Source organism: Nocardioides sp. NPDC101246, from assembly GCF_044767415.1.
GTDB lineage: Bacteria > Actinomycetota > Actinomycetes > Propionibacteriales > Nocardioidaceae > Nocardioides.
On record NZ_JBIWNX010000007.1, the window covers coordinates 346,354 to 366,182 of the forward strand.

15 protein-coding genes and 1 pseudogene are annotated in these 19,829 nt (G+C 71.6%); 8 read left to right on the forward strand and 8 right to left on the reverse strand.

Annotation, left to right across the window (positions count from 1 at the left end; translation table 11 throughout):
- Positions 1 to 77: 77 nt before the first annotated feature.
- The 4 genes from ACIRON_RS15785 to ACIRON_RS15800 are packed head-to-tail and all read right to left on the reverse strand — an operon-like array spanning position 78 to position 4,142.
- Positions 78 to 335 (reverse strand): HPr family phosphocarrier protein, encoded by a 258-nt coding sequence (locus ACIRON_RS15785; protein ID WP_402993211.1) that lies wholly within the window; start codon positions 333 to 335, stop codon positions 78 to 80.
- Between the two features lie 38 nt (positions 336 to 373).
- Positions 374 to 2,428, reverse strand: coding sequence for a fructose-specific PTS transporter subunit EIIC (locus tag ACIRON_RS15790; RefSeq protein WP_402993249.1), 2,055 nt, complete (start codon positions 2,426 to 2,428; stop codon positions 374 to 376).
- The gene (locus ACIRON_RS15795; RefSeq protein ID WP_402993213.1) at positions 2,425 to 3,378 is read right to left on the reverse strand and encodes a 1-phosphofructokinase family hexose kinase; all 954 of its coding nucleotides are present in this window, start codon (positions 3,376 to 3,378) and stop codon (positions 2,425 to 2,427) included. The genes ACIRON_RS15790 and ACIRON_RS15795 overlap by 4 nt, the downstream gene beginning before the upstream one ends.
- On the reverse strand, positions 3,375 to 4,142 hold the full coding sequence (locus tag ACIRON_RS15800; protein ID WP_402993215.1) for a DeoR/GlpR family DNA-binding transcription regulator: 768 nt from the start codon (positions 4,140 to 4,142) through the stop codon (positions 3,375 to 3,377). The genes ACIRON_RS15795 and ACIRON_RS15800 overlap by 4 nt, the downstream gene beginning before the upstream one ends.
- 121 nt (positions 4,143 to 4,263) lie before the next feature.
- Here ACIRON_RS15800 and ptsP point away from each other — a divergent pair, with 121 nt between their 5' ends.
- Complete coding sequence (gene ptsP, locus ACIRON_RS15805) at positions 4,264 to 5,940, forward strand: phosphoenolpyruvate--protein phosphotransferase (protein ID WP_402993217.1); 1,677 nt, start codon at positions 4,264 to 4,266, stop codon at positions 5,938 to 5,940.
- Positions 5,941 to 5,964: 24 nt separating this feature from the next.
- On the forward strand, positions 5,965 to 6,393 hold the full coding sequence (locus ACIRON_RS15810; protein ID WP_402993219.1) for an SRPBCC family protein: 429 nt from the start codon (positions 5,965 to 5,967) through the stop codon (positions 6,391 to 6,393).
- 9 nt (positions 6,394 to 6,402) lie between these two features.
- Here ACIRON_RS15810 and ACIRON_RS15815 read toward each other — a convergent pair whose 3' ends face one another.
- Positions 6,403 to 7,446, reverse strand: a complete 1,044-nt coding sequence (locus tag ACIRON_RS15815; RefSeq protein WP_402993221.1) for a hypothetical protein — start codon at positions 7,444 to 7,446, stop codon at positions 6,403 to 6,405.
- Entirely contained in the window at positions 7,443 to 8,699 is a 1,257-nt protein-coding gene (locus ACIRON_RS15820) for an FAD-dependent monooxygenase (protein WP_402993223.1), read from the reverse strand. Before ACIRON_RS15820 ends, ACIRON_RS15815 begins: the two co-directional genes overlap by 4 nt.
- Before the next feature lie 178 nt (positions 8,700 to 8,877).
- On the opposite strand from ACIRON_RS15820, the pseudogene ACIRON_RS15825 reads away from it, so the two are divergent.
- Together ACIRON_RS15825 and ACIRON_RS15830 are read left to right on the forward strand one after the other, a co-directional pair.
- Positions 8,878 to 9,036: pseudogene (locus tag ACIRON_RS15825) on the forward strand (GntR family transcriptional regulator); the annotation flags it as partial.
- A gap of 114 nt (positions 9,037 to 9,150) precedes the next feature.
- Entirely contained in the window at positions 9,151 to 9,816 is a 666-nt protein-coding gene (locus ACIRON_RS15830; protein WP_402993251.1) for a TetR/AcrR family transcriptional regulator, read from the forward strand.
- Here ACIRON_RS15830 and ACIRON_RS15835 read toward each other — a convergent pair.
- Positions 9,802 to 10,983, reverse strand: a complete 1,182-nt coding sequence (locus tag ACIRON_RS15835) for an Ig-like domain-containing protein (RefSeq protein ID WP_402993225.1) — start codon at positions 10,981 to 10,983, stop codon at positions 9,802 to 9,804. The two genes, ACIRON_RS15830 and ACIRON_RS15835, sit on opposite strands and share 15 nt — an antisense overlap.
- 99 nt (positions 10,984 to 11,082) lie before the next feature.
- Here ACIRON_RS15835 and ACIRON_RS15840 point away from each other — a divergent pair, with 99 nt between their 5' ends.
- The 3 genes from ACIRON_RS15840 to ACIRON_RS15850 are packed head-to-tail and all read left to right on the forward strand — an operon-like array spanning position 11,083 to position 16,599.
- Entirely contained in the window at positions 11,083 to 12,582 is a 1,500-nt protein-coding gene (locus tag ACIRON_RS15840) for a DUF3375 domain-containing protein (protein WP_402993227.1), read from the forward strand.
- Positions 12,575 to 13,237 (forward strand): DUF4194 domain-containing protein, encoded by a 663-nt coding sequence (locus tag ACIRON_RS15845; RefSeq protein ID WP_402993229.1) that lies wholly within the window; start codon positions 12,575 to 12,577, stop codon positions 13,235 to 13,237. The genes ACIRON_RS15840 and ACIRON_RS15845 overlap by 8 nt, the downstream gene beginning before the upstream one ends.
- A 2-nt stretch (positions 13,238 to 13,239) precedes the next feature.
- Positions 13,240 to 16,599 carry an ATP-binding protein gene (locus tag ACIRON_RS15850; protein ID WP_402993253.1) on the forward strand — a complete coding sequence of 1,120 codons (3,360 nt, stop codon included), beginning with the start codon at positions 13,240 to 13,242 and terminating at the stop codon, positions 16,597 to 16,599.
- A 4-nt stretch (positions 16,600 to 16,603) separates the two neighbouring features.
- On the opposite strand, the gene ACIRON_RS15855 is transcribed toward ACIRON_RS15850, so the two are convergent.
- Complete coding sequence (locus ACIRON_RS15855; protein ID WP_402993231.1) at positions 16,604 to 17,725, reverse strand: calcium:proton antiporter; 1,122 nt, start codon at positions 17,723 to 17,725, stop codon at positions 16,604 to 16,606.
- Positions 17,726 to 17,858: 133 nt separating this feature from the next.
- On the opposite strand from ACIRON_RS15855, the gene ACIRON_RS15860 reads away from it, so the two are divergent.
- Entirely contained in the window at positions 17,859 to 19,583 is a 1,725-nt protein-coding gene (locus ACIRON_RS15860; protein ID WP_402993255.1) for a gamma-glutamyltransferase family protein, read from the forward strand.
- Positions 19,584 to 19,829: the final 246 nt, after the last annotated feature.

Consider the following 19,829-nt stretch of genomic DNA (forward strand, 5'->3'; position numbering starts at 1 on the left):
TGCGCGCCAGCTCGACCGACCGCGCTGACGCTTCGGGCGACGGGGGTGACGTCTCGGCCTACCTGGGTGAGCCTCGCTCAGGCGTCGAGATCCTGCGCGACGAGGGCGGCGACGGCGTCGACCGCGGCCTGGTCCGGGCCGGTGACCTCGACCTTGTCGCCGTTGGCGGCGCCGAGGGTCATGATCAGCAGGGACGAGGCGGCGTCGACGGGCTCGCCGCCGGGGACGGCGAGGGTGATCTCGGCGCCGAGCTCCTCGACCTTCTCGGAGATGATCGCGGCGGGACGGGCGTGCAGGCCGACGGCGGAGCCGACGGTGACGGTCTGGGTGGGCATGATGCTCCTTCGGTGGGTTGCGTGGATGTGGTGGAGGCTCAGCTGGTCGCGGCGGCCGGGACCGGAGCGCGGCCGAGCGACTTGAGGGCGATCACGGCGCCGGCGCCGACGATCACACCGGCGGCCAGCGCGATCAGGTAGCCGAGGACGTTGGTGACGGCGAAGAGGACGAAGATGCCGCCGTGCGGTGCGCGTACGCCGACGTCGAAGAGCTGGGAGAGCCCGCCGGTCACGGCGCTACCGAGCATGATCGCCGGGATGACGCGCATCGGGTCGCCGGCGGCGAAGGGGATCGCTCCCTCGGTGATGAACGACGCGCCGAGCAGCCAGCCGGCCTTGCCGTTCTCGTGCTCTGCGGGGGTGAAGAGCTGGGGACGCAGGACGGTGGCCAGCGCCAGCGCGATCGGCGGGACCATGCCGGCGAGCATGACCGCGGCCATGATCCGCAGCTCGGGGGAGTCGGCGGCGAGCGAGGCGGCACCGACGCCGGTGGCGGCGAAGCTGTAGGCGACCTTGTTGAGCGGGCCGCCCATGTCGAAGGCCATCATCAGGCCCAGCACGGCGCCGAGGGCGACGGCGCTGGTGCCGTCCAGGGCGGCGAGCCCGTCGGTGAGCCGCTCCATGAGCCAGTTGATCGGCTTGCCGAGCACCACGATCATCACCAGGCCGGCCAGGATCGAGGTCACCAGCGGGATCACCAGCACGGGCATCAGGCCACGCGCCCAGCTCGGCACACGCCACCCGCTGACCCAGTGGGCGATCACACCGGCGAGCACACCGCCCGCGATCGCGCCGAGGAAGCCGGTCGCGGGTGCCGCGACGCCGTCGGCGTTGACCACGCCGAACAGGTTGGCGGCCAGCGCACCCATGATGAAGCCCGGGGCGATGCCGGGGCGGTCGGCGATGGCGTACGCGATATAGCCGGCCAACGCGGGGATGAACAGCATGAACGCGGTCTTGCCGATGACGAAGAACAGTGCGCCGAGGTAGACGGCGAGGCCGCTGTCGAAGAGGGCGTGCTCGAGACCGAGCGCCTGGACGTCGGGCAGGTTGGTCAGGGTGTTGTCGACCATGACCGCGCCGTAGACGTCGGTGATGTCGTAGCCGCCGAGCAGGAAGCTCAGCGCGATCAGCAGGCCGCCGGCGGCGACGAACGGGATCATGTAGGAGACGCCGGTCATCAGGACCCGGCGGGTCCGTCCGCCCCAGCTCTCCGAGGCGGTCTCGGCGGACTGCGACGAGTCACCCCGGCCGGACTCCACGCGGGCGGCGTGCGGGTCCTCGGCGGCGGCGAGCGCCTCCGTGATCATCGCGTCGGCGTCGTCGATCGGACGCTTCACGCCGGAGGAGACCAGCGGCTTGCCGGCGAAGCGGCTCCGGTCACGGACACCGACGTCGACGGCGAAGATGGCGGCGTCGGCGCGGGCGATGGTCTCGGCGGGCAACGGGGTCGCCCCGGCCGAGCCCTGGGTCTCGACCGCGATCTCGACGCCGGCCCGTGCGGCCGCGGCCTGGAGCGCCTCGGCGGCCATGTAGGTGTGGGCGATACCGGTCGGGCAGGCGGTCACCGCGACCAGGGAGCGCTTCTCCGCCGCGGCCGGGGCAGGCTCCGGCGTGGCGCTGCGGGCCGGGGCCGGTACGTCGCCGACCGCGTCGAGAATGGTCTGAGCGGCCTGCTCGGCCGAGTCGGTCTCCCGCAGGGTCTGACCGAACTCAGGACGGGCCAGGGCACGGGCCAGCTTGGTCAGGATGGTCAGATGCGTGGCGTCACCGCCCGCCGGTGCCCCGATCAGGAAGGCGAGGTCGGCCGGGCCGTCCTTGCCGCCGAAGTCGACCGGCGGTGAGAGCCGGGCGAAGGCCACCACGGGCTCGTCGACCCCGGACGTACGGCAGTGCGGGATCGCCAGGCCGCCGGGGAGCCCGGTGGCGGAGACCTCCTCGCGGGCCAGCGCGTCGGTGACGAGCGCGTCGAGGTCGGTGGCTCGGCCGGAGTCGGCCACGCGCTGGGCCAGGGCACGGATGACGTCGTGCTTGTCGGGGCCGAGATCGGCGCCGAGGGCGACGAGCTCGGGGGCGATGAGTGCGGACATCAGAGTCCTCCGGTGATGGGGTCGAGGTCGCGTACGGACACGAGGTCGGCACGGACCTGGGGTGGGGTGGGGAGGGTGGTGCCGGGGAGGCCGGCGGCTGCACTGCCGTACGCGACGGCGAGCCCGAGACGTTCGGGGGCGGAGAGTCCGCGCAGGTCGGCGAGGAGATAGCCGAACAGCGAGCTGTCCCCGGCGCCTACCGTGCTGACGACCTCGGTGGGTGGCGGGGTGGCGTGCCAGGTGCCTTCCTCGCAGACGAGGACGGCGCCGTTCCCGCCGAGGGTCGCGAGCACGGCGGTGACGCCGCGGTCGACCAGGCTGCGGGCCGCCGCCGCTGCTGCGGCCGGGTCCTCGAGGGAGTCGGAACCGGTGATGGAGGCCAGCTCCTCGGCGTTGGGCTTGAGCAGGTCGGGTGCGCCGGCCGGGAGCCCGGCGGCGAGCGCCTCGAGAGGTGCCTCGCTGGTGTCGACGGCGATGCGGGCGCCGGTGGAGCGGAGTGCGCTCACCACCTCGGCGTACCAACCGGACGGCGCCTCGGGCGGCAGCGATCCGGCGAGGACGACCCAGCGGGCCTGCTCGGCCTCCTTCACGAGTCGGGCCGCCAGGGCGTCGAGCAGTGCCGGGGTTGCGGTGGCTCCCGGGCCGTTGAGCTTGGTGGTGGTGCCGTCGGGCTCGGTCACGGTGGTGTTGATCCGCGGCCGCCCGGCGGGTCCGACGGTGACCACGTCGAGCCCGCCGGCACGCAGCTCGGTGACCATCGGGTCGAGGTCGGGGCAGGGGAGCACGGCGCGGGTGGGAACGCCCGCCGCGTACGCGGCTCCGGAGATGTTCACGCCCTTGCCGCCGGGCTGTGAGGTGGTGGTCCGGGCGCGCAGGACCTCACCGCGGCGCAGCGGGCTGGTGAGCATCACGGTGTGGTCGATGCTCGGGTTGGCGGTCAGGGTGAGGATCATGCGATCAGCACCTCGAGGCCGCTCTCGCGGAGCTCGTCGGCGACGTCGTCGTCGATGTCGCTGTCGGTGACGAGCACGTCGACGTTGCCCAGCGCGGCGAAGCGGAGCGTGGTCTCGACGCCGATCTTGCTGGAGTCGGTCAGGCACACGACCCGGCGGGCGGCGTTGACCAGCGCTCGCTTCGTCGCGGCCTCCTCGTGGTCGGGAGTGGAGAGGCCGTGGGCCAGTGTCAGCCCGTTGGTGGCCACGAAGGTGACGTCGACCCGCAGACGGCTGAGCGCGTCCACGGTCTCCGCGCCGACCGCGGCCTGAGTGGCCGGCCGGACGCGCCCGGGCAGCAGGTGGAGCTCGATCTGGGCGCTGCCGGCCAGCTGTGCGGCCACCGGGACGGCGTGGGTCACGACCGTGAGCTGGTGGTCGCGGGGGAGCGCGTGGGCGAACCTGCTGGTCGTCGTGCCGGCGTCGATGGCGATGGTGCCGCCGGCAGGGGGCAGGAGGTCGAGCGCGACCTGGGCGATGCGGTCCTTCTGGGCGGTGAACGTCTGCTCCCGCTCGCCGAGCGCGGACTCGAGCACCGCCATGGCCTCCACCGGCACCGCGCCGCCGTGGACCCGGCGGACCAGGCCCCGTCGCTCCAGCGTCGAGAGGTCGCGCCGCACGGTCTCGGTGGTGACCTCGAACCGCTCGGCGATGTCGGCCACGGATATCCGCCCGCGCTCGGCGACGAGACGGGCCGTCGCGATCTGTCGCTCTTCGGCGTACATCGAGGCCTCCTTCATGATCGGTGTGGTTTCAGGTGGGTTTCGGCGTTGTGAATGCCCACATATGTTGTTTTATGCCCGAATGTGTTGACTAGTCAAGGGTTCAGGGCAGATATTTGTGGCCATGGTCACGTCTCACTCATCTGTCCTCTCCGGCACTCCAGTGGTCCCGGGGATCGTGCTGGCGCCCGTGCACGTGGTGCGGACCGAGGTCGATCCCGTCGCGCTGGAGGCCCTCGAACGACGCGGCTTCGACCAGCCCGAGGACGCCCTCGCGGCCTACCAAGCGGCCGCCACCGCCGTCGCCGACGGGTACGCCCGCCGGGCCGAGACCGCCTCCGGGGCGGCCGCCTCCGTGCTGAGCGCGAGTGCCGGCCTCGCCCGTGACAAGGGGTTGCGGGTCGCGGTGGAAAAGCACCTGCGTGCGGGGGAGGGACCGGTCGCCTCCGTCGAGGCCGCGGTGGAGCAGTTCGCCACGCTGTTCAGCGGGATGGGTGGCCTGATGGCCGAGCGGGTCACCGACCTGCGCGACATCGAACGGCGGGTCCTCGCCCATCTTGCCGGCGAGCCCGAGCCCGGTGTCGACGTTCCCGAGGGGCCGTGCGTGCTGGTGGCCGCCGACCTGGCGCCCTCCGACACCGCCGCCCTCGACCCCGCCCGCGTCGTTGCGCTGGTCACCGAGCGAGGCGGCCCCACCAGCCACACCGCGATCATCGCCCGCCAGCTCGGCATCCCGTGCCTGGTCGGGGTGGCCGGCGCGACCGGAATCGCGCCAGGGACCCCTGTGCTCGTCGACGGCCAGGCCGGGATCGTCGACCTGGAGCCGGGTCCTGACGCCGCCGTCCGCGCAGAGACCGACCTCGCCCGGCGCCAGGCGGTCGCGGCCTGGGCCGGGCCCGGACGTACCGCCGACGGGCACCCGGTGGCGCTCCTCGCCAACGTCGCCGACGGCTCCTCGGCACGCGACGCGGCCGCCGACCAGGTCGAGGGCGTAGGGCTCTTCCGCACCGAGCTCTGCTTCCTCGACCGGCGCGAGGAGCCCACCGTCGCCGAGCAGGCCGACGTCTACGCCGAGGTGCTCGCGCCTTTCGCGGGCCGCGGCCACGTCGTCGTACGCACCCTGGACGCCGGTTCGGACAAGCCGATCGCCTTCGCGACCCATGAGGGCGAGGAGAACCCGGCGCTGGGCGTGCGCGGCCTGCGGCTGGCCGCCGACAACCCCGGCCTGCTGGAGCGCCAGCTCGACGCCGTCGCGATCGCCGCCAGGCGCACCGGGGCCGACACCTGGGTGATGGCGCCGATGGTCGCCACGGTCCAGGAGGCCGCCGACTTCGCCGCCCTGGTCCGCGCTCGCGGCCTCAAGGCGGGCGTCATGGTCGAGGTGCCCGCGGCGGCGTTGCTGGCCCACCGGATGCTGGAGGTGGTCGACTTCCTCTCCATCGGCACCAACGACCTGACCCAGTACGCCATGGCCGCGGACCGGCTCGCCACCGACCTCGCCCACCTCACCGATCCCTGGCAGTCCGCGGTGCTGCAGCTCATCGCGATCACCGCCGAGGCGGGGCGTACCGCCGGCAAGCCCGTCGGGATCTGCGGCGAGGCCGCCGCCGACCCGCTGCTCGCGCCCGTGCTCGTCGGGTTGGGCATCACCTCGCTGTCGATGGCGCCGGCCGCGGTGGCCGCGGTCGGGGCCCGGCTCGGGTCCGTCACCGCCGAGCTGTGCGACACCGCCGCCGAGGCCGCGCTCGGCGCTCTCTCGCCGGCCCAGGGACGTGAGGCGGTCGCGACACTCCTGGCGTGATGGGGCGCCGGGCACACTGGGGACATGCCCGCGCGCTACGTCTTCGCCGAGACCTGGGAGCTGCCGATGTCGACCGAGGCGGCGCGCGACGTCCTGGTCGACCTGGAGCGCTATCCCCAGTGGTGGCCCCAGGTGCGAGCGGTGGCCAAGCTGGGGGAGGACGATGCCCTGCTGGTGTGCCGCTCGGCTCTTCCCTATGACCTGGAGATCGAGCTGCACGCGGTCAGCCGCGACCTGCCGACGCTCGAGGTGGGCCTAGGCGGCGACCTGGACGGGTTCGCGCGGTGGACGCTGATACCGACATCGAGCGGAAGCCGGACGGTGTTCGAGCAGGAGGTCGTCGTCGGCGGGCTGCTCGGGTTGGCCTCGGTCGCGCTGCGGCCCGTGCTCACCTGGAACCACAGGCAGATGATGCGCGGCTGTCGCCGAGGGCTGAGCGCACGGGTGACTTAGCCGCGGAGATCACCGAGTGCCGACGAGTCCTCGCCGCCGGAGCCGCCGGCCGAAGGCGATCAGCAGCACGAGCTCCAGGCCGATGGTGAGCAGGCCGAGGAACACGCTGAGAACCGAGGCGGGGATCATGAACGCGGTATGGGAGACCAGGATCCCGCCGGCCAGCCAGAGCCGGTGTCGGTCGTCCCAGCCCGCGCCACCGCGCCAGCGTACGACCAGCCATCCGGCGGCGATCGCGATCGCCGCGCCGGCGAGGAGCCGGAACCACGGAGCCATCGCGTCCCCGAAGAGAAGGACCGGGCCGAGACCGAGCGGCAGCAGCGTCGTCAGGAAGGCCATGGTCAGGCAGCCCGACACCAGGCCGACCACCACCGGGCGAGGCGCCGAGCGGCCCGGGACGGTCCGGTCGGTCCGGGCGCTGCCGTGGCGCCGGGGGAGGACTCGCAGACCCACCCAGGCGAGCACCCCGATGAGCACCACGTACGCCGCGGCCCATCCCCATGGCAGGTGATAGCCGGGGTCCTCCGTGCCGGCGATGACGACCCGGAGGCCGACCACGCCGAGGACCGCGAGAGCTCCGGTGACCACGAGCCCGCCGGTGCGCAGGTAGGCGCGTCCCCGGAAGCGTGGAAAGAGCATGTTGGTGATCATCACGGGCAGAAGCACACTGAGCACGACGTGGACCCCGAGCTGTGACTCCCAGTATGTCCAGTTGACACCGAGGGTGCGCAGACCCCAGTCGGCGGCGCCGTACATGTCCGGGCTGGTCAGGGCCCGGAGCCCCAGTCCGTCTTCGGCCAGTTCGTACGCGACGCCGAGCGCCACCAGGCTCGGCCAGCCGCCGCCGACACGGACCGTCGCCTCCCGGATGAGGAGGACGCCGGCCCCGTACATCACCAGCAGGAGCGGCAGCAGGATCCAGGCCGCCGGGACGGCGACGGCGGTGAAGGTCAGCTCGGCGCACAGCGTCGTCATCAGTGCGAGCGTCCAGGCGGCCCGCAGTCGGCCGTGGAGGGGCGCGGCGGCGACGACGGCAGTGGAGGAGGTGCTCATCGGCCGGTCATTCCCCCGGTGAGCGGTCGGTCGGCGCACGGGGCGGCGTGGTCGGCGAGGGAGACCGTGTCGGCGACTCTTTCCAGGCCGCGGCCGACCAGCCGCCTGGGAAGGAACCGCATCGCGCGGATCGAGAGGTTGCGCAGCCACATCTGGGCGGGCCTGTCCGGCATCAGGCCACCGTCGCCGGAGGTGCGGGCGAAGACGTGGGCGCGGTCGACGAAACCGCGCATCCCCGTCTCGTAGGCGGGCAGTGCGACTCGGTGGTCGCCGTCCGCCTTGGCCAGCTCGCCGGCGAGCACGTAGGCACCGACCAGCGCGAGGCTGGTGCCGATGCCCGACATCGGCGATGCGCAGTAGGCGGCATCGCCCACGAGCACGACCCGGCCGCTGGACCAGGTGTCCATCTGCACCTGCTCGACCCGGTCGAAGTAGAAGTCGGGGCTGTCCCAGATCTGCGGCAGCACGCGAGGCACGACCCAACCAGCGTCCTGGAACGTACGCACCACCATCTGCTTCTGGGCCTCGACATCGTGCCGGTCGTAGGAGAACCCGCGGCCCCGGAAGAAGAAGGCCGTCAGGGCCCGGTCGGTGCCCGGGAGCGGCCGCATGCCTGCGGTGCGGCCCGGGCGGCCTCCGCTGCCCGGCATCGTGTACATCAGCTGCCAGTCGTGCTCCGTCGCGGAGCTGACCGAGTAGAGGCACAGGTAGGAGTCGAGGTCGTGGACGTAGCGCTCCTCGGGCCCGAAGATCATCCGACGCAGGTCGGAGTGGACGCCGTCGGCGCCGACCACGAGGTCGAAGCGCCGGCTCTGCCCCTTCTCGAACGCGACGGTGACACCGTCCCCGTCCTGGGTGACCTCTGTGATCGCGTCGTCGAAGACGAACTCGACGTCGTCCTTGGTCGCCTCATAGAGGATGCCGGCCAGATCGGTGCGCAGCAGCGCCCACTCGGCAGCGGGCCCGCCCGAAGGGCCGAACACGTCAGGGTCGAAGCTGGCCTGGCGGCGCCCGCGCTCATCCACGAAGGCCATGCCGCGGGCAGCGAGCAGGCGCTCACGGACCTGGGGTACGAGGCCCAGGTGCTCGATCACCTCGCGGGCCGTCCCACGGATGTCGATCGCGTGACCACCCGTCCTCGGTCCCGGCGAGCGCTCCACCACCGTCGGCCTGAACCCGTATCGGCGCAGCAGATGGGCCAGTGCCGTCCCGGCGATCCCGCCTCCCGTCACGAGAACGTCGCGGTTCCTCATTCGTGCTCCCTTCGATTCGTGGTGACTGCCTTGGTGTGGGTGTGCTGCGTACACCGTATTCACGGCCGGAAGCCCTATAGCAAGGGATAACGCGACAAAGTGCACTAGTGTTGGTCTCGAAGTGAACTAGTACGCCGGGCCGAGCCGACCGGTCCAGCCGACCCAGATCGGAGCCGTGATGCCGCCTTCGGAGCGCCTTGATCCGCCGTACCGAGTGATCGCCGCGGAGATCGGTGCACGCATCGCCCGAGGCGAGCTGCGTCCCGGCGACCGGGTGCCGTCGATCCGGGCCATCGCGAGAGATTGGGGGGTCGCGGTGGCCACCGCGACCAAGGTGACCGCCGCGTTGCGCGAGGAGGGGCTCGTGGAGACGACGGTGGGATCGGGCACGGTGGTCACCGCGCGGTCGGGTGCCTCACTCGAACGACGGCCCGGGTCAGAGGAACAGGAGATGCTGCGTACGCGCATCGTTCGTGCCGCCATCGACATGGCCGACGCCGATGGTCTCCATACGCTGTCGATGCGCCGCCTCGCGAACCGGCTGGACCTCGGTCCGATGTCCCTCTACCGCCACGTCACGGGCAAGGACGACCTGCTGACCCAGATGGCCGACCTCGTCTTCGGCGACTGCGCCCTGCCCGAGCACGGCCCTCGGGGCTGGCGCGCCAAGCTCGAGCACGTCGCGCGCGAGCACTGGCGCCTGTGCTCGCGCCACCCGTGGCTGCCGCAGGTCGTCTCGTTCACCCGGCCCAACCTCGTCCCGCACATGATGGACCACACCGAGTGGACGTTGCGGGCGCTGGACGAGCTCGAGCTCCCGATGGACGTACGCCTTCAGGAGGCGCTCACGCTGCACGGCCTGGTGGTCACCGTCGCCCTGTCCAACGCCCGTGAGGCCGCGGCCGAGCGGAGGAGCGGCCTGAGCCTGAGCCGCTGGTCGCGGATGCAACGGGCCCGGCGTCGCGAGGTGCTCACCAGCACCAGGTACCCACTGCTGTCGGCCGTCTCCGAGGATGCCGCGCCGGACCTGGAGACGTTGTTCGAGTACGGCCTGGCGCGTCATCTGGACGGGTTGGCGGTCATGACGACGGCCTTACCGGAGTCAGCGCAGGGCTGACCCCTTCTGGTACTCGGCCCAGGACAGGTTCCAGTCGCCGAAGCCGTTGTCCCACTCCATCTTCCGGTCGGTGCCGGTGGTCTCGACGATGTCGCCGATGCGGGCCAGGCCGTAGAGCCAGGCGGCGTTGTCGGTGGAGATGCCGGTGCAGCCGTGGGAGACGTTGGCGTAGCCCTGGGAGCCGGTCGACCACGGCGCGGCGTGGATGAACTCGCCGGAGTTGGTCAGGCGCATGGCGTACTCGACGTCGTCGAGGGAGTAGTAGTCGCTCGAGCCCTGGTCGGAGATGCCGATCGTCTCCGAGCGCATCTCCTTGACCCGGTGCTTCTCGGAGATCACCTTGATCCCCGAGCGGGTGGTGAAGCCGGCCTTGCCGGTGGTCGCCGGGATCGCACGCAGCAGCTTGCCGTTGCTGAAGACCTTCATCCGGTGGGTCTGCGCGTTGACCCTGAAGACGTGGGCGTCGCCGACCTTGTAGCTGGCCGAGCGGCTGTGCTGACCGTAGACGCCGGCGCCCGCGGAGGCGCCGTTGATGTCGAGGTCGACCTTGATGGTGGTGCCGGGCTTCCAGTAGACCTGCGGACGGTAGCGCGCCTCGGTGTCGGAGACCCAGTGCCACGACCCGGTCTGGGCCGGAGTGGAGGTGACGTGCATCCGCTTCTCGAAGGAGGCGTGGTCCTTGACCGGGATGTCGAAGTAGACCGCGACCGGCATCCCGACGCCGACCTCGGACTTGTCCACGGGGACGATCGTGGCGAAGGTCTGCTGGGCCAGGGAGAGCGAGCGGGTGGTGAAGCTGCTGGTGACCGTGCCGGTCTCGCCGGTGGCGGTGACCGTGTAGCGCAGCGCCGGGTCGAGCAGGTCGTTGGCGGTCCACGTCGTCTTGTCCTCCGACAGCGAGCCGGGCACGGTGCGTCCGTCCGGCTTGGCGACCTTCACGCTCGTGAACTCGCCCGAGGTCGCGGTCACCGTGACCTGCTTGTCGACCGGGACGTCCTTGGCGCCGTCGGCGGGAGAGATCTCGGCGGCGAGGGGCTTCACCGACGGCGAGGCGCTGGCGGACTCGCCCTTCGCGGCGGACTCCGGGCTCTCTGAGTTGCCGGCGCAGCCGGAGAGTGCGATCAGGGCCACCACGGCCACTACGACAGGAAAAGGACGAACCCGCATGGGATAACTATGCGGTAGGCGGCAACCGAATTCTCGGCGCGTCCGCGCGTGTGATGAAGGTTGTGGTGTTGTCGGTGCTGCCACGTACGGTATCTGCCGATGAGTGACACTCGCGTCGAGGCGGCGTACGCCGGGGCTCTGGCCGCCTTCAAGAACCCGATGCTCGACCTCCTGCACGGACGGTTCGCGCCGTTCGTGGTGGCGGTGCTCTCGGTGACCTTCACCTCCGAGCGGGCCGCGGTGCCCGTCGTGGACGCGCACGCGGAGATCGGCGACATGCTGGACCGGCTCCGGGCCACCGGCCATGCCGAGGGCGAGGGGGGCGAGGTGATGCTCCCGGTCGGCACGGCGCGCGAGCTGTGCCGTCAGTGGGTGCGCGCCGGGTGGCTGCTGCGCCAGATCGAGGGCGAGGACGAGGTCTACCGGCTCTCCGCGCACGCGGTGGGTGCCCTGGAGATCGCCGGACGCGCGAGCGGGTCGCGGGCGCGGGTCTCGGAGTCGCGGGTCAGGACGCTGCTGGAGGCGGTCGAGCGGCTCGCCCTCGACGCCGACCCCGACGTGCTGACCCGGGTGGCGCGGCTGACCGAGGAGATCGCCGAGCGTCGCGCCGAGATCGCCCGCCTGGACCGCACCGGCGTCGTCGACACCGTCGACGACGACACCCTGCTGGAGCAGGCCGAGAACATCCTCCACCTGACCCGCGAGCTCCCGGCCGACTTCGCGCGGGTGGTCGAGTCGATCCGGGCGATGCAGCGTGACGTGGTGACCGACCTGCGCCAGGACGTACGTCCGGCAGGTGAGGTCCTGCGCGAGTACCTGCAGCGCGGCAAGGACGTGATGGCCTCCACCCCGGAGGGGAAGGCGTTCGCCGGTGCGCTGCGGATGGTCGGTGACCCGCGGCGCCTCGACGACCTGGCCACCAACCTGCACACCGTGCTGCGACACCGGTTCACGCAGGCGATGGGTCCGCCCGAGCGCGCCGAGCTGGCCGCGGTCGGACGCCGGATCGAGACCGGTGTCGCCGAGGTGCTGGCCGCCCAGCAGACCGCCTCCCACGTGATCACCACCCAGGTGCGTACGCACGACCCGGCCCGCGACCGGCAGGTCGACGACCTGCTGCGCGATGTGATGGTCGGCTTCCAGGCGTGGATGCCGTCCTCGCGGCCGGCCGAGTCCGTCGAGCCGCTGCGCCGGCTGCCCGTCGCCGACCTCGCCCACCTGCGCCAGTCCGTCGGCGAGCTGCGACCGCCCGAGCCACCGGCGCCGCTGGCCGACTGGGGCGATGTGGAGAGCGCGGTCGAGGACACCAAGGCCTGGGGCGGGCCGGGCTACCGGGCGATCGAGGCGCATCTCGATGCGTACGTCGCTGCGCGCGCCGGAGAGCCGGTGGATGTCGCCGAGGTCTTCGCGGCCGCACCGGAGGAGATCCGGCGCCCGGTCGACCTGCTCGGGCTGCTCGAGATCGCCCACCGGCGCGGCATGGACGAGACGGGCGAGATCGCCACGATCGAGGCGGTCCGCGCGGACGGGGTGCGCCGCAGGTTCGCGTTCGGCGAGGTGAGGATGAAGGCAGACGGTGAGGGGAACGACTTTGAGTGAGACCGAGACCGAGGCGGTCGCCTACGGCAGCGAGCCGGAGGGCTTCATCGAGCCCGTCTCGATGGAGGACGACCCGACCGAGCTCTTCGTCGGCGACCGCGGCGTCCTCGACGCCGACGTACGCCGGGTGCTGGTCCAGCTGCTGCGCCGCCGGTTCATCACCGCGGAGAAGAGCCCGCGGCAGTGGCGTACGTTGCTCGATCACCAGGCGGTGATCGAGTCGCGGCTCCACGACCTGTTCGTGCGGCTCGTCGTCGACCACGACCGCGGCATCGCCTACAAGCGGCAGGTGCGCTCGGAGGAGCTGGACGTGCCGGTGCTCCTCAAGGACGACGCCTACTCGCGTGCCGAGACGCTCGTGCTGGTCCATCTCCGCACCGTCTTCCAGCGCGAGCGAGGCGCGGGGGAGAACTCCGCACGGGTGGACGCCGACGAGCTGGAGCAGAGCGTGCTCACCTACTTCGACGTCGCCAGCGGGGACGCCGCCGCGCGCCGCGAGATCCGCCGGGCGGTCGAACGGCTCGCCCGCGAGGGGCTGATCGAGGAGGAGTCCGAGGACCGCTTCCGGATCACGCCGCTCGTCGAGATCGTGCTGAGCGTCGAGAAGCTCGCCGAGCTCAAGGCGTGGCTGAAGGACCAGGAGAACCAGCAGTGAACATGATCGACAGCCTCTTCGGCCTCATCCCGGCCCGCTCGACCGGCCGGCAGTGGGTCGCGAGCGAGCTGCAGCTGGTCAACTGGGGCGGCTACGACGGTGCCCACCGGGTGCGCTTCTCGCCGACCGCGACGCTGCTCACCGGAGGCTCCGGGTCGGGCAAGTCGACGTTGATGGACGCCTACATCGCGTTGATCATGCCCCACACGACGCCCTTCAACGGTGCCTCCAACGGTGGGGTCGTGGGCCGTCCGCGCGGCCAGGACCAACGCAACATCCTCTCCTACGCCCGCGGCAAGATCGACGAGGCCAAGACCGCCGAGGGCACCAAGATCCGGGTGCTGCGCGGAGACGGTCGCGACACCTGGTCGGCGATCGCGATGACCTGGGAGGACCAGACCGGCGCTCGCTTCACCGCGGTCCGTGCCTGGTACGTTCCCGCGTCCGCCAAGAACCTCGACGACGTGACCAAGCTCCGTGCCGTGGCCGAGGCGGGCTTCGACGTACGCTCTCTGGAGCCGGCGGCCGCTCACCGGTTCACGCGCACCTCGGTCTCCGAGGTCGGGCTGACCCCGATCGACACCGACCGCGACTTCACCGCCCGTATCCACTCCGCGCTCGGGATCGGCGCCGCGGGAGACGGGGAGAAGGCTGTCAACCTGCTGGGAAGGATCCAGGCGGGACAGCAGATCACCACGGTCGACGACCTCTACAAGAAGATGGTGCTCGAGGAGCCCGAGACGCTCGAGACCGCCGACGGCGTCGTCGCCCACTTCGACGAGCTCTCCGCGACCCGCGACCGGATGGTCACCGCCCAGCAGCAGGTGCGTGCGCTCACGCCGATCCGCGAGCACCGGGCGGCGATCGAGGACGCCGCCGCCAGGCTCGAGGTGATCGACGGGATCGGTGTCTTCGGTGACGAGGCCACCCCCGCCGGGCTCTGGCGTGCCGGCAAGCGGGTCGACCTGCTCAGCGAGCTGGAGGCGGACCTCAGCGCCCGCAAGAGCACCGCGGAGAAGGCGGTGGCCGAGAAGCAGGCGCTCATCGACGCCGCCGAGTCCGAGCGCGACGGGCTCGCGGTCACGGTCGCCGCCTCCGGCGGCCGGCGCCTGGAGGAGGCCACCCGCGAGATCAGGTCTGCGGAGACCCGGGTGGACAACGTAAGTCGCGCCCGCGAGGCGCTCGACAAGGAGCTGGCGGTCCTCGGGGCGGTGGCCACGACCCCCGACGAGTTCTCGGACCTCCGGGCGAGCGCGCAAGAAGCCCTGGTCGACGACGATGCCCGTTCGACCGCCCTCAACGCCTACGCGGCGGCTCGCTCGGCCGAGGCAGATGCGATCGGCCAGGTCGGCCGGCTCGAGGGCGACCTCGCCGATGCCGAGAAGACGAAGAACAACATCCCCGAGCCGCTGCGCGCAGCCCGCGCTGTGCTCGCGGAGGCGGCCGGGCTCAGCCCGGCCGAGATGCCCTTCGTCGGCGAGCTCGTCGAGGTGCGCACCGAGCACGAGGCCTGGCGCGAGGCGTTCAACCTGGCGCTGGGCGGCTTCGCGACCACGATGCTGGTCGACGCCGCTCACGTCGGCGCCTTCCGCGCGGCGATCGAGTCGGTGCGACAGCGCACGCGGATCCGCTACGAGGCAGTCCCGACCGGTCTCAAGGACGGCGGGCACGGTCTCGACGAGGGCACCCTGCCGGGTCGCCTGGACTACCGCCGGGGCGTGTTCACCGGCTGGCTCAAGAAGCGGCTGACGGAGCGGCACGGCTACGTCTGCGTGCAGACGCCCGCCCTGCTCGGCCAGCACAGGATGGCCCTGGCCGTCACCGGCCAGGTCTCCCAGGGCACCCGCGGCGCCCACGGCGGCCACGGTGGCGGCAACGTGCTCGGCTTCACCAACACCCGCCGCCTCGCCGAGCTCACCGAGCTCCTCGAGACCGCCCGCACAGACACGGAAGCGGCGAAGGTCGCGGTCGGCGAGGCCGAGCGCGCCATCAAGGAGCTCGACCTGCGGCGTACGTCCTTCAAGGCGGTCTCCGCGCTGACGTGGGACCAGGTCGACGTCGCCGGTGCCACCGCGGAGCGCGACCGGTGGGCCGCGGTGATCGAGGAGGTCACCGCCGACAACCCCGAGATCGCCACCGTCCAGGAGCGGCTGAAGAGCGCTCGCGCCAAGGTCGACTCGCTGCGTGAGGGCATCGGCGCTGCCAAGAGCACCGTCAAGGACCTCGACGCGCGCTGGAGCGATGTCGTCGAGCAGGTCGACCGGGCCAAGGACGCGCTGGAGGACGCGGCCGGGTCGGGCACCGATGTCGCCCCGGCCCAGGCCGACTATCTCGAGCAGCTCTTCAAGGCGGCCGGCGGTGAGGATGCCGGCCGGCGCGAGGACGCGCTCGCCGAGCTCGACGCCGTCTTCGCCCGGGCGGGCGAGAGTCTCGACACCGACCGCGCCGCCGCGCAGGAGACGATCGGTGCCGCCCGCGCGCAGCTGCGCCAGACCTTCGAGGCGTTCCTCGAGCGTTGGCCCAACCCCAACCTCCACACCGACCCCGATGCCTCCTACGCCGACTTCGACCGTCTCCTCGACGAGCTGCAGGCCAGCGGGCTGCACGAGCTCGAGGTCGAGTGGCGCGACTCGCTGCTCAAGCTGTCGGGCAACGACCTGACCAACCTCGACTCGACCCTGTCGCGGGCGGTGCGTGAGATCCGCGACCGGATCGACCCGATCAACCAGATCCTCGCCGAGCTGCCGTTCAACGACGACGGCCACCGGCTGCGGATCGACACCCAGGAGGGCCAGTCGGCGGTGCGTGGCCGCTTCCGCAAGGAGCTCCGGGCGGTGCGCGACCTGATCGAGAAGGCCTCGACCAACGACACCCGGGAGCAGGCCTACAACCGGATGTCGCGGCTCATCGACCGCATGCGCCGCACGGCACCGGACTTCGCCGACCTGATCGACGTACGCAACCACGTTCGGGTCAGCGCCGAGAAGGTCACCGCCGACAGCGGTGAGCACGTCGCCCTCTACGACCACATCGGAGAGAAGTCCGGCGGTGAGTCGCAGGAGCTGGTCGCCTTCATCGTCGGGGCCGCGCTGCGCTACCAGCTCGGTGATGCCGGAGCCGACCGGCCGCGCTACGCACCGGTCTTCCTCGACGAGGCGTTGATCAAGGCCGACGCCCGCTTCACCGGGCGCGCGATCGGCGCCTGGCGAGGCCTCGGCTTCCAGCTCGTCATCGGCGCCCCCAACGACAAGCACAGCGCGATCGAGCCGCACGTCGACGTGCAGTACACCGTGCTCAAGGACGCCGAGGGCCACTCGTTCCCGAAGCTCGAGGTCGGTCTCGAGGAGGTCCCGGTCCCGTGACGGGCTAGGGCTGCATCGAGAGGAACAGGAAGGACGCCAGCAGGACCAGGTGGACGAACCCCTGCAGGGCGTAGACGCGGCCCTGGACGACGGTGAGCCCGGTGACGAAGACAGTGATGACCAAGAGCACGATCTGGGTCGGCTCGAGGCCCAACTCGAGGGGACCGGTGAGCCAGATCATCGCGACCGCGAGGGTGGGGATGGTGAGACCGATCGACGCCATCGCGGAGCCGTAGGCGAGGTTGAGGCTGGTCTGGACCCGGTCCCGGGAGGCGTTGCGGACCGCGGCGATCGACTCGGGAGCGAGGACGAGGAGGGCGATCACGATGCCGACGACGGCGTAGGGGAACCCGAGACTCTTGACGGTGCTCTCGATGGTGGGGGAGAGGACCTTCGCCAGGCCGACCACGGAGATGAGGGAGACCAGGAGGAGGGTCAGGCTGAGGACGGCCTCACCCGCCGAGGGCGGGTCCGCGTGGCCGTCCTTGTCGAGGTCGACCAGACCGGTCATCCGGCCGTGCTCGTCGCTGGTGACGGGGAGGAAGAAGTCACGGTGGCGGACCGTCTGGGTGAAGAGGAAGGCGACGTAGAGCGCCAGTGAGGCGACCGCGGCGAAGGCGAGCTGCGAGGTCGAGTACTGCGGGCCCTGCGCCGAGGTCGTGAACCTCGGCAGCACCAGGGTGAGACCGGCCAGGGCGATGACGGTGGCGACCGCCGAGCCGGTGCCCGCGGCGTTGAAGCTGACCAGCCCGTGCTTGAGCGCGCCGACCATGAGCGAGAGCCCGACGATGCCGTTGAGGGTGATCATCACCGCGGCGAAGACGGTGTCGCGGGCGTACGTGCTGGTGCTGTCGCCACCGCTGGTCATCAGCATCACGATCAGACCGACCTCGATCACGGTCACCGCGATCGCCAGGATCAGTGAGCCGAACGGCTCGCCGACCCTGTGGGCGACGACCTCGGCGTGGTGGACCGCGCTCAGCACCGCGCCGATCAGCACCGCGGCCACCACGGCCAGGATCGTCCAGTGGTCATGGCGGAGCCACGATACGACCAGCACCACCACGGCGAGGATCGGCACGACCACTGACCATTGCAGGCGGCCCCGGACCGCTGGCGCACTCATGGGGTGACCCTATCTTGGGGTCGGGCCGACGACAGGATGCTCGACACGCGCTCGTAGCCTGAGGGGCGTGTCGTCCTCCTACACCCCTCCTGCCACGTTCAAGACCCGTCCCGATCTGCTGGGGAGGTTCGGCATGGTCGGCTCCACGCACTGGCTGGCCAGCGGCGCCGCGCAGGCGGTGCTCGAGCGCGGCGGCAACGCCTTCGACGCGGTGGTCGCGGGCGGGTTCGTGCTGCACGTGGTCGAACCCCACCTCAACGGGCCGGGCGGCGACCTGGTCGGTATCTTCGCTCCGGCCGACGGCACGCCGACGGTGCTGATGGGCCAGGGGCCGGCGCCCGCGGCGGCGTCGGTCGAGCACATGCGCGCCGAGGGGCTCGAGCTGGTCCCGGGCTCGGGCGCGCTGGCCGCTGCCGTGCCGGGCGCGGTCGAGGCCTGGCTGATGCTGCTGCGCGACCACGGCACCTGGGAGCTGGGCGAGGTGCTCGCCTACGCCATCGACTACGCCCGCAACGGCCACCCCATCCTGGGCCGGGCCGTCTCCACGATCGCCGCCGTGGCCGACCTGTTCCGCGACCACTGGCCCACCTCGGCCGCCCACTGGCTCGTCGACGGCGAGCCGCCGGAGCCGGACACGATGGTCCGCAACGAGGCCTACGCCGCCGTGCTCGATCGCCTCGTGGCCGCCGGTGACGGTGCCGCGACCCGCGAGGAGCGCATCGACGCGGCACGGGCCGCGTGGGGGAGCGGCTTCGTCGCCGAGGCGATCGAGCAGTTCGTACGCACCCCGCACCGCCACTCCTCCGGAACAGATCATTCCGGGGTGATCACGGTGGCCGACATGGCCGGGTTCTCGGCTGCGTACGAAGAGCCGGTGACGACCGAGTTCCGGGGCCACACGATCGCGAAGGCCGGGCCGTGGACGCAGGGGCCGGTACTGCTGCAGACCCTCAACCTGCTCGAGCCGCTCGACGACGCGCTGCTCGACCCGAGCAACCCCGACGGCGCGCACACCATCCTGGAGGCGACCAAGCTCGCCTTCGCCGACCGCGACGCCCACTACGGCGACGGTGCCGATCCGGCGGTGATCGAGACCCTCCTCTCGCATGAGTACGCAGCCGGCCGCCGCTCCCTGATCACCGATGTCGCCTCGGCCGAGGTCAGGCCCGGGCTGGCTGCGACAAGCTTCCCGCCGCTGCGCGAGACCTACGACCCGGCCGCAGCCGCGTCCGGTGTCGGCGAGCCGACCGTCTCGCGCGAGGGTGTGACCCGCGGCGACACCTGCCACATCGACGTCGCCGACCGCTGGGGCAACATGATCGCGGTGACCCCCTCGGGCGGGTGGCTGCAGTCGTCGCCGACGATCCCCGAGCTCGGCTTCTGCCTCGGCACCCGACTGCAGATGACCTGGCTCGAGCCCGGCCTGCCGTCCACCCTCACCCCCGGCCGCCGTCCGCGCACCACCCTCACTCCGACACTCGTCCTGCGTGAGGGTCGCGCCGTCACCGCCGTCGGCTCCCCGGGAGGCGACCAGCAGGACCAGTGGCAGCTGCTCTACCTGCTGCGCACTCTCGTCGGCGGCTATTCGCCGCAGGAGGCCATCGACGCCCCCGCGCTCCACTCGACCTCCTTCCCCGGCTCCTTCTGGCCGCGCACCTGGATCCCTGGCGGTGCGGTGCTCGAAGATCGTCTCGGGGCTTCGGTCGTCGAGGGGCTGCGGCGTCGAGGTCATGCTGTCGAGCTCAGCGGCGACTGGTCTCTTGGGCGGCTCTCCGCGGTCACTCGTGATCCGGAGACCGGCACGCTCTCTGCTGCTGCCAATGCTCGGGGGGCTCAGGGTTACGCCGTTGGGCGCTGACGTCTACCGCTGGTCGAGCCGCTTCGGCACCGGTGGTCGGGCCGCTTCCGCATCGCTGGTCGAGCCGCCGGAGCCGCTAGGCGGAGGCGTGTCGAGACCAACACGGTTCTCTTGCTCGGGACGGCTCGCTTAGCGACTGTGTTTCGTTTCGGGGTTCGCCGCCGACCCGGTCTTTGAGTGTTTCTCGATCGGGCGCCGCGTCAAGGACGCCCTGCGGGCGCCGCTATCGCGGTGGCCTTCGGCCAT

Coding starts and splice junctions, on each gene's coding strand:
- ACIRON_RS15855 (WP_402993231.1), bottom strand. CDS start 17,725: ATGAGTGCGCCAGCGGTCCGGGGCCGCCTGCAATGGTCAGTGGTCGTG.
- ptsP (WP_402993217.1), top strand. CDS start 4,264: ATGGTCACGTCTCACTCATCTGTCCTCTCCGGCACTCCAGTGGTCCCG.
- ACIRON_RS15820 (WP_402993223.1), bottom strand. CDS start 8,699: ATGAGGAACCGCGACGTTCTCGTGACGGGAGGCGGGATCGCCGGGACG.
- ACIRON_RS15815 (WP_402993221.1), bottom strand. CDS start 7,446: ATGAGCACCTCCTCCACTGCCGTCGTCGCCGCCGCGCCCCTCCACGGC.
- ACIRON_RS15785 (WP_402993211.1), bottom strand. CDS start 335: ATGCCCACCCAGACCGTCACCGTCGGCTCCGCCGTCGGCCTGCACGCC.
- ACIRON_RS15840 (WP_402993227.1), top strand. CDS start 11,083: ATGAGTGACACTCGCGTCGAGGCGGCGTACGCCGGGGCTCTGGCCGCC.
- ACIRON_RS15810 (WP_402993219.1), top strand. CDS start 5,965: ATGCCCGCGCGCTACGTCTTCGCCGAGACCTGGGAGCTGCCGATGTCG.
- ACIRON_RS15835 (WP_402993225.1), bottom strand. CDS start 10,983: ATGCGGGTTCGTCCTTTTCCTGTCGTAGTGGCCGTGGTGGCCCTGATC.
- ACIRON_RS15860 (WP_402993255.1), top strand. CDS start 17,859: ATGGTCGGCTCCACGCACTGGCTGGCCAGCGGCGCCGCGCAGGCGGTG.
- ACIRON_RS15800 (WP_402993215.1), bottom strand. CDS start 4,142: ATGTACGCCGAAGAGCGACAGATCGCGACGGCCCGTCTCGTCGCCGAG.
- ACIRON_RS15830 (WP_402993251.1), top strand. CDS start 9,151: ATGCTGCGTACGCGCATCGTTCGTGCCGCCATCGACATGGCCGACGCC.
- ACIRON_RS15850 (WP_402993253.1), top strand. CDS start 13,240: ATGATCGACAGCCTCTTCGGCCTCATCCCGGCCCGCTCGACCGGCCGG.
- ACIRON_RS15795 (WP_402993213.1), bottom strand. CDS start 3,378: ATGATCCTCACCCTGACCGCCAACCCGAGCATCGACCACACCGTGATG.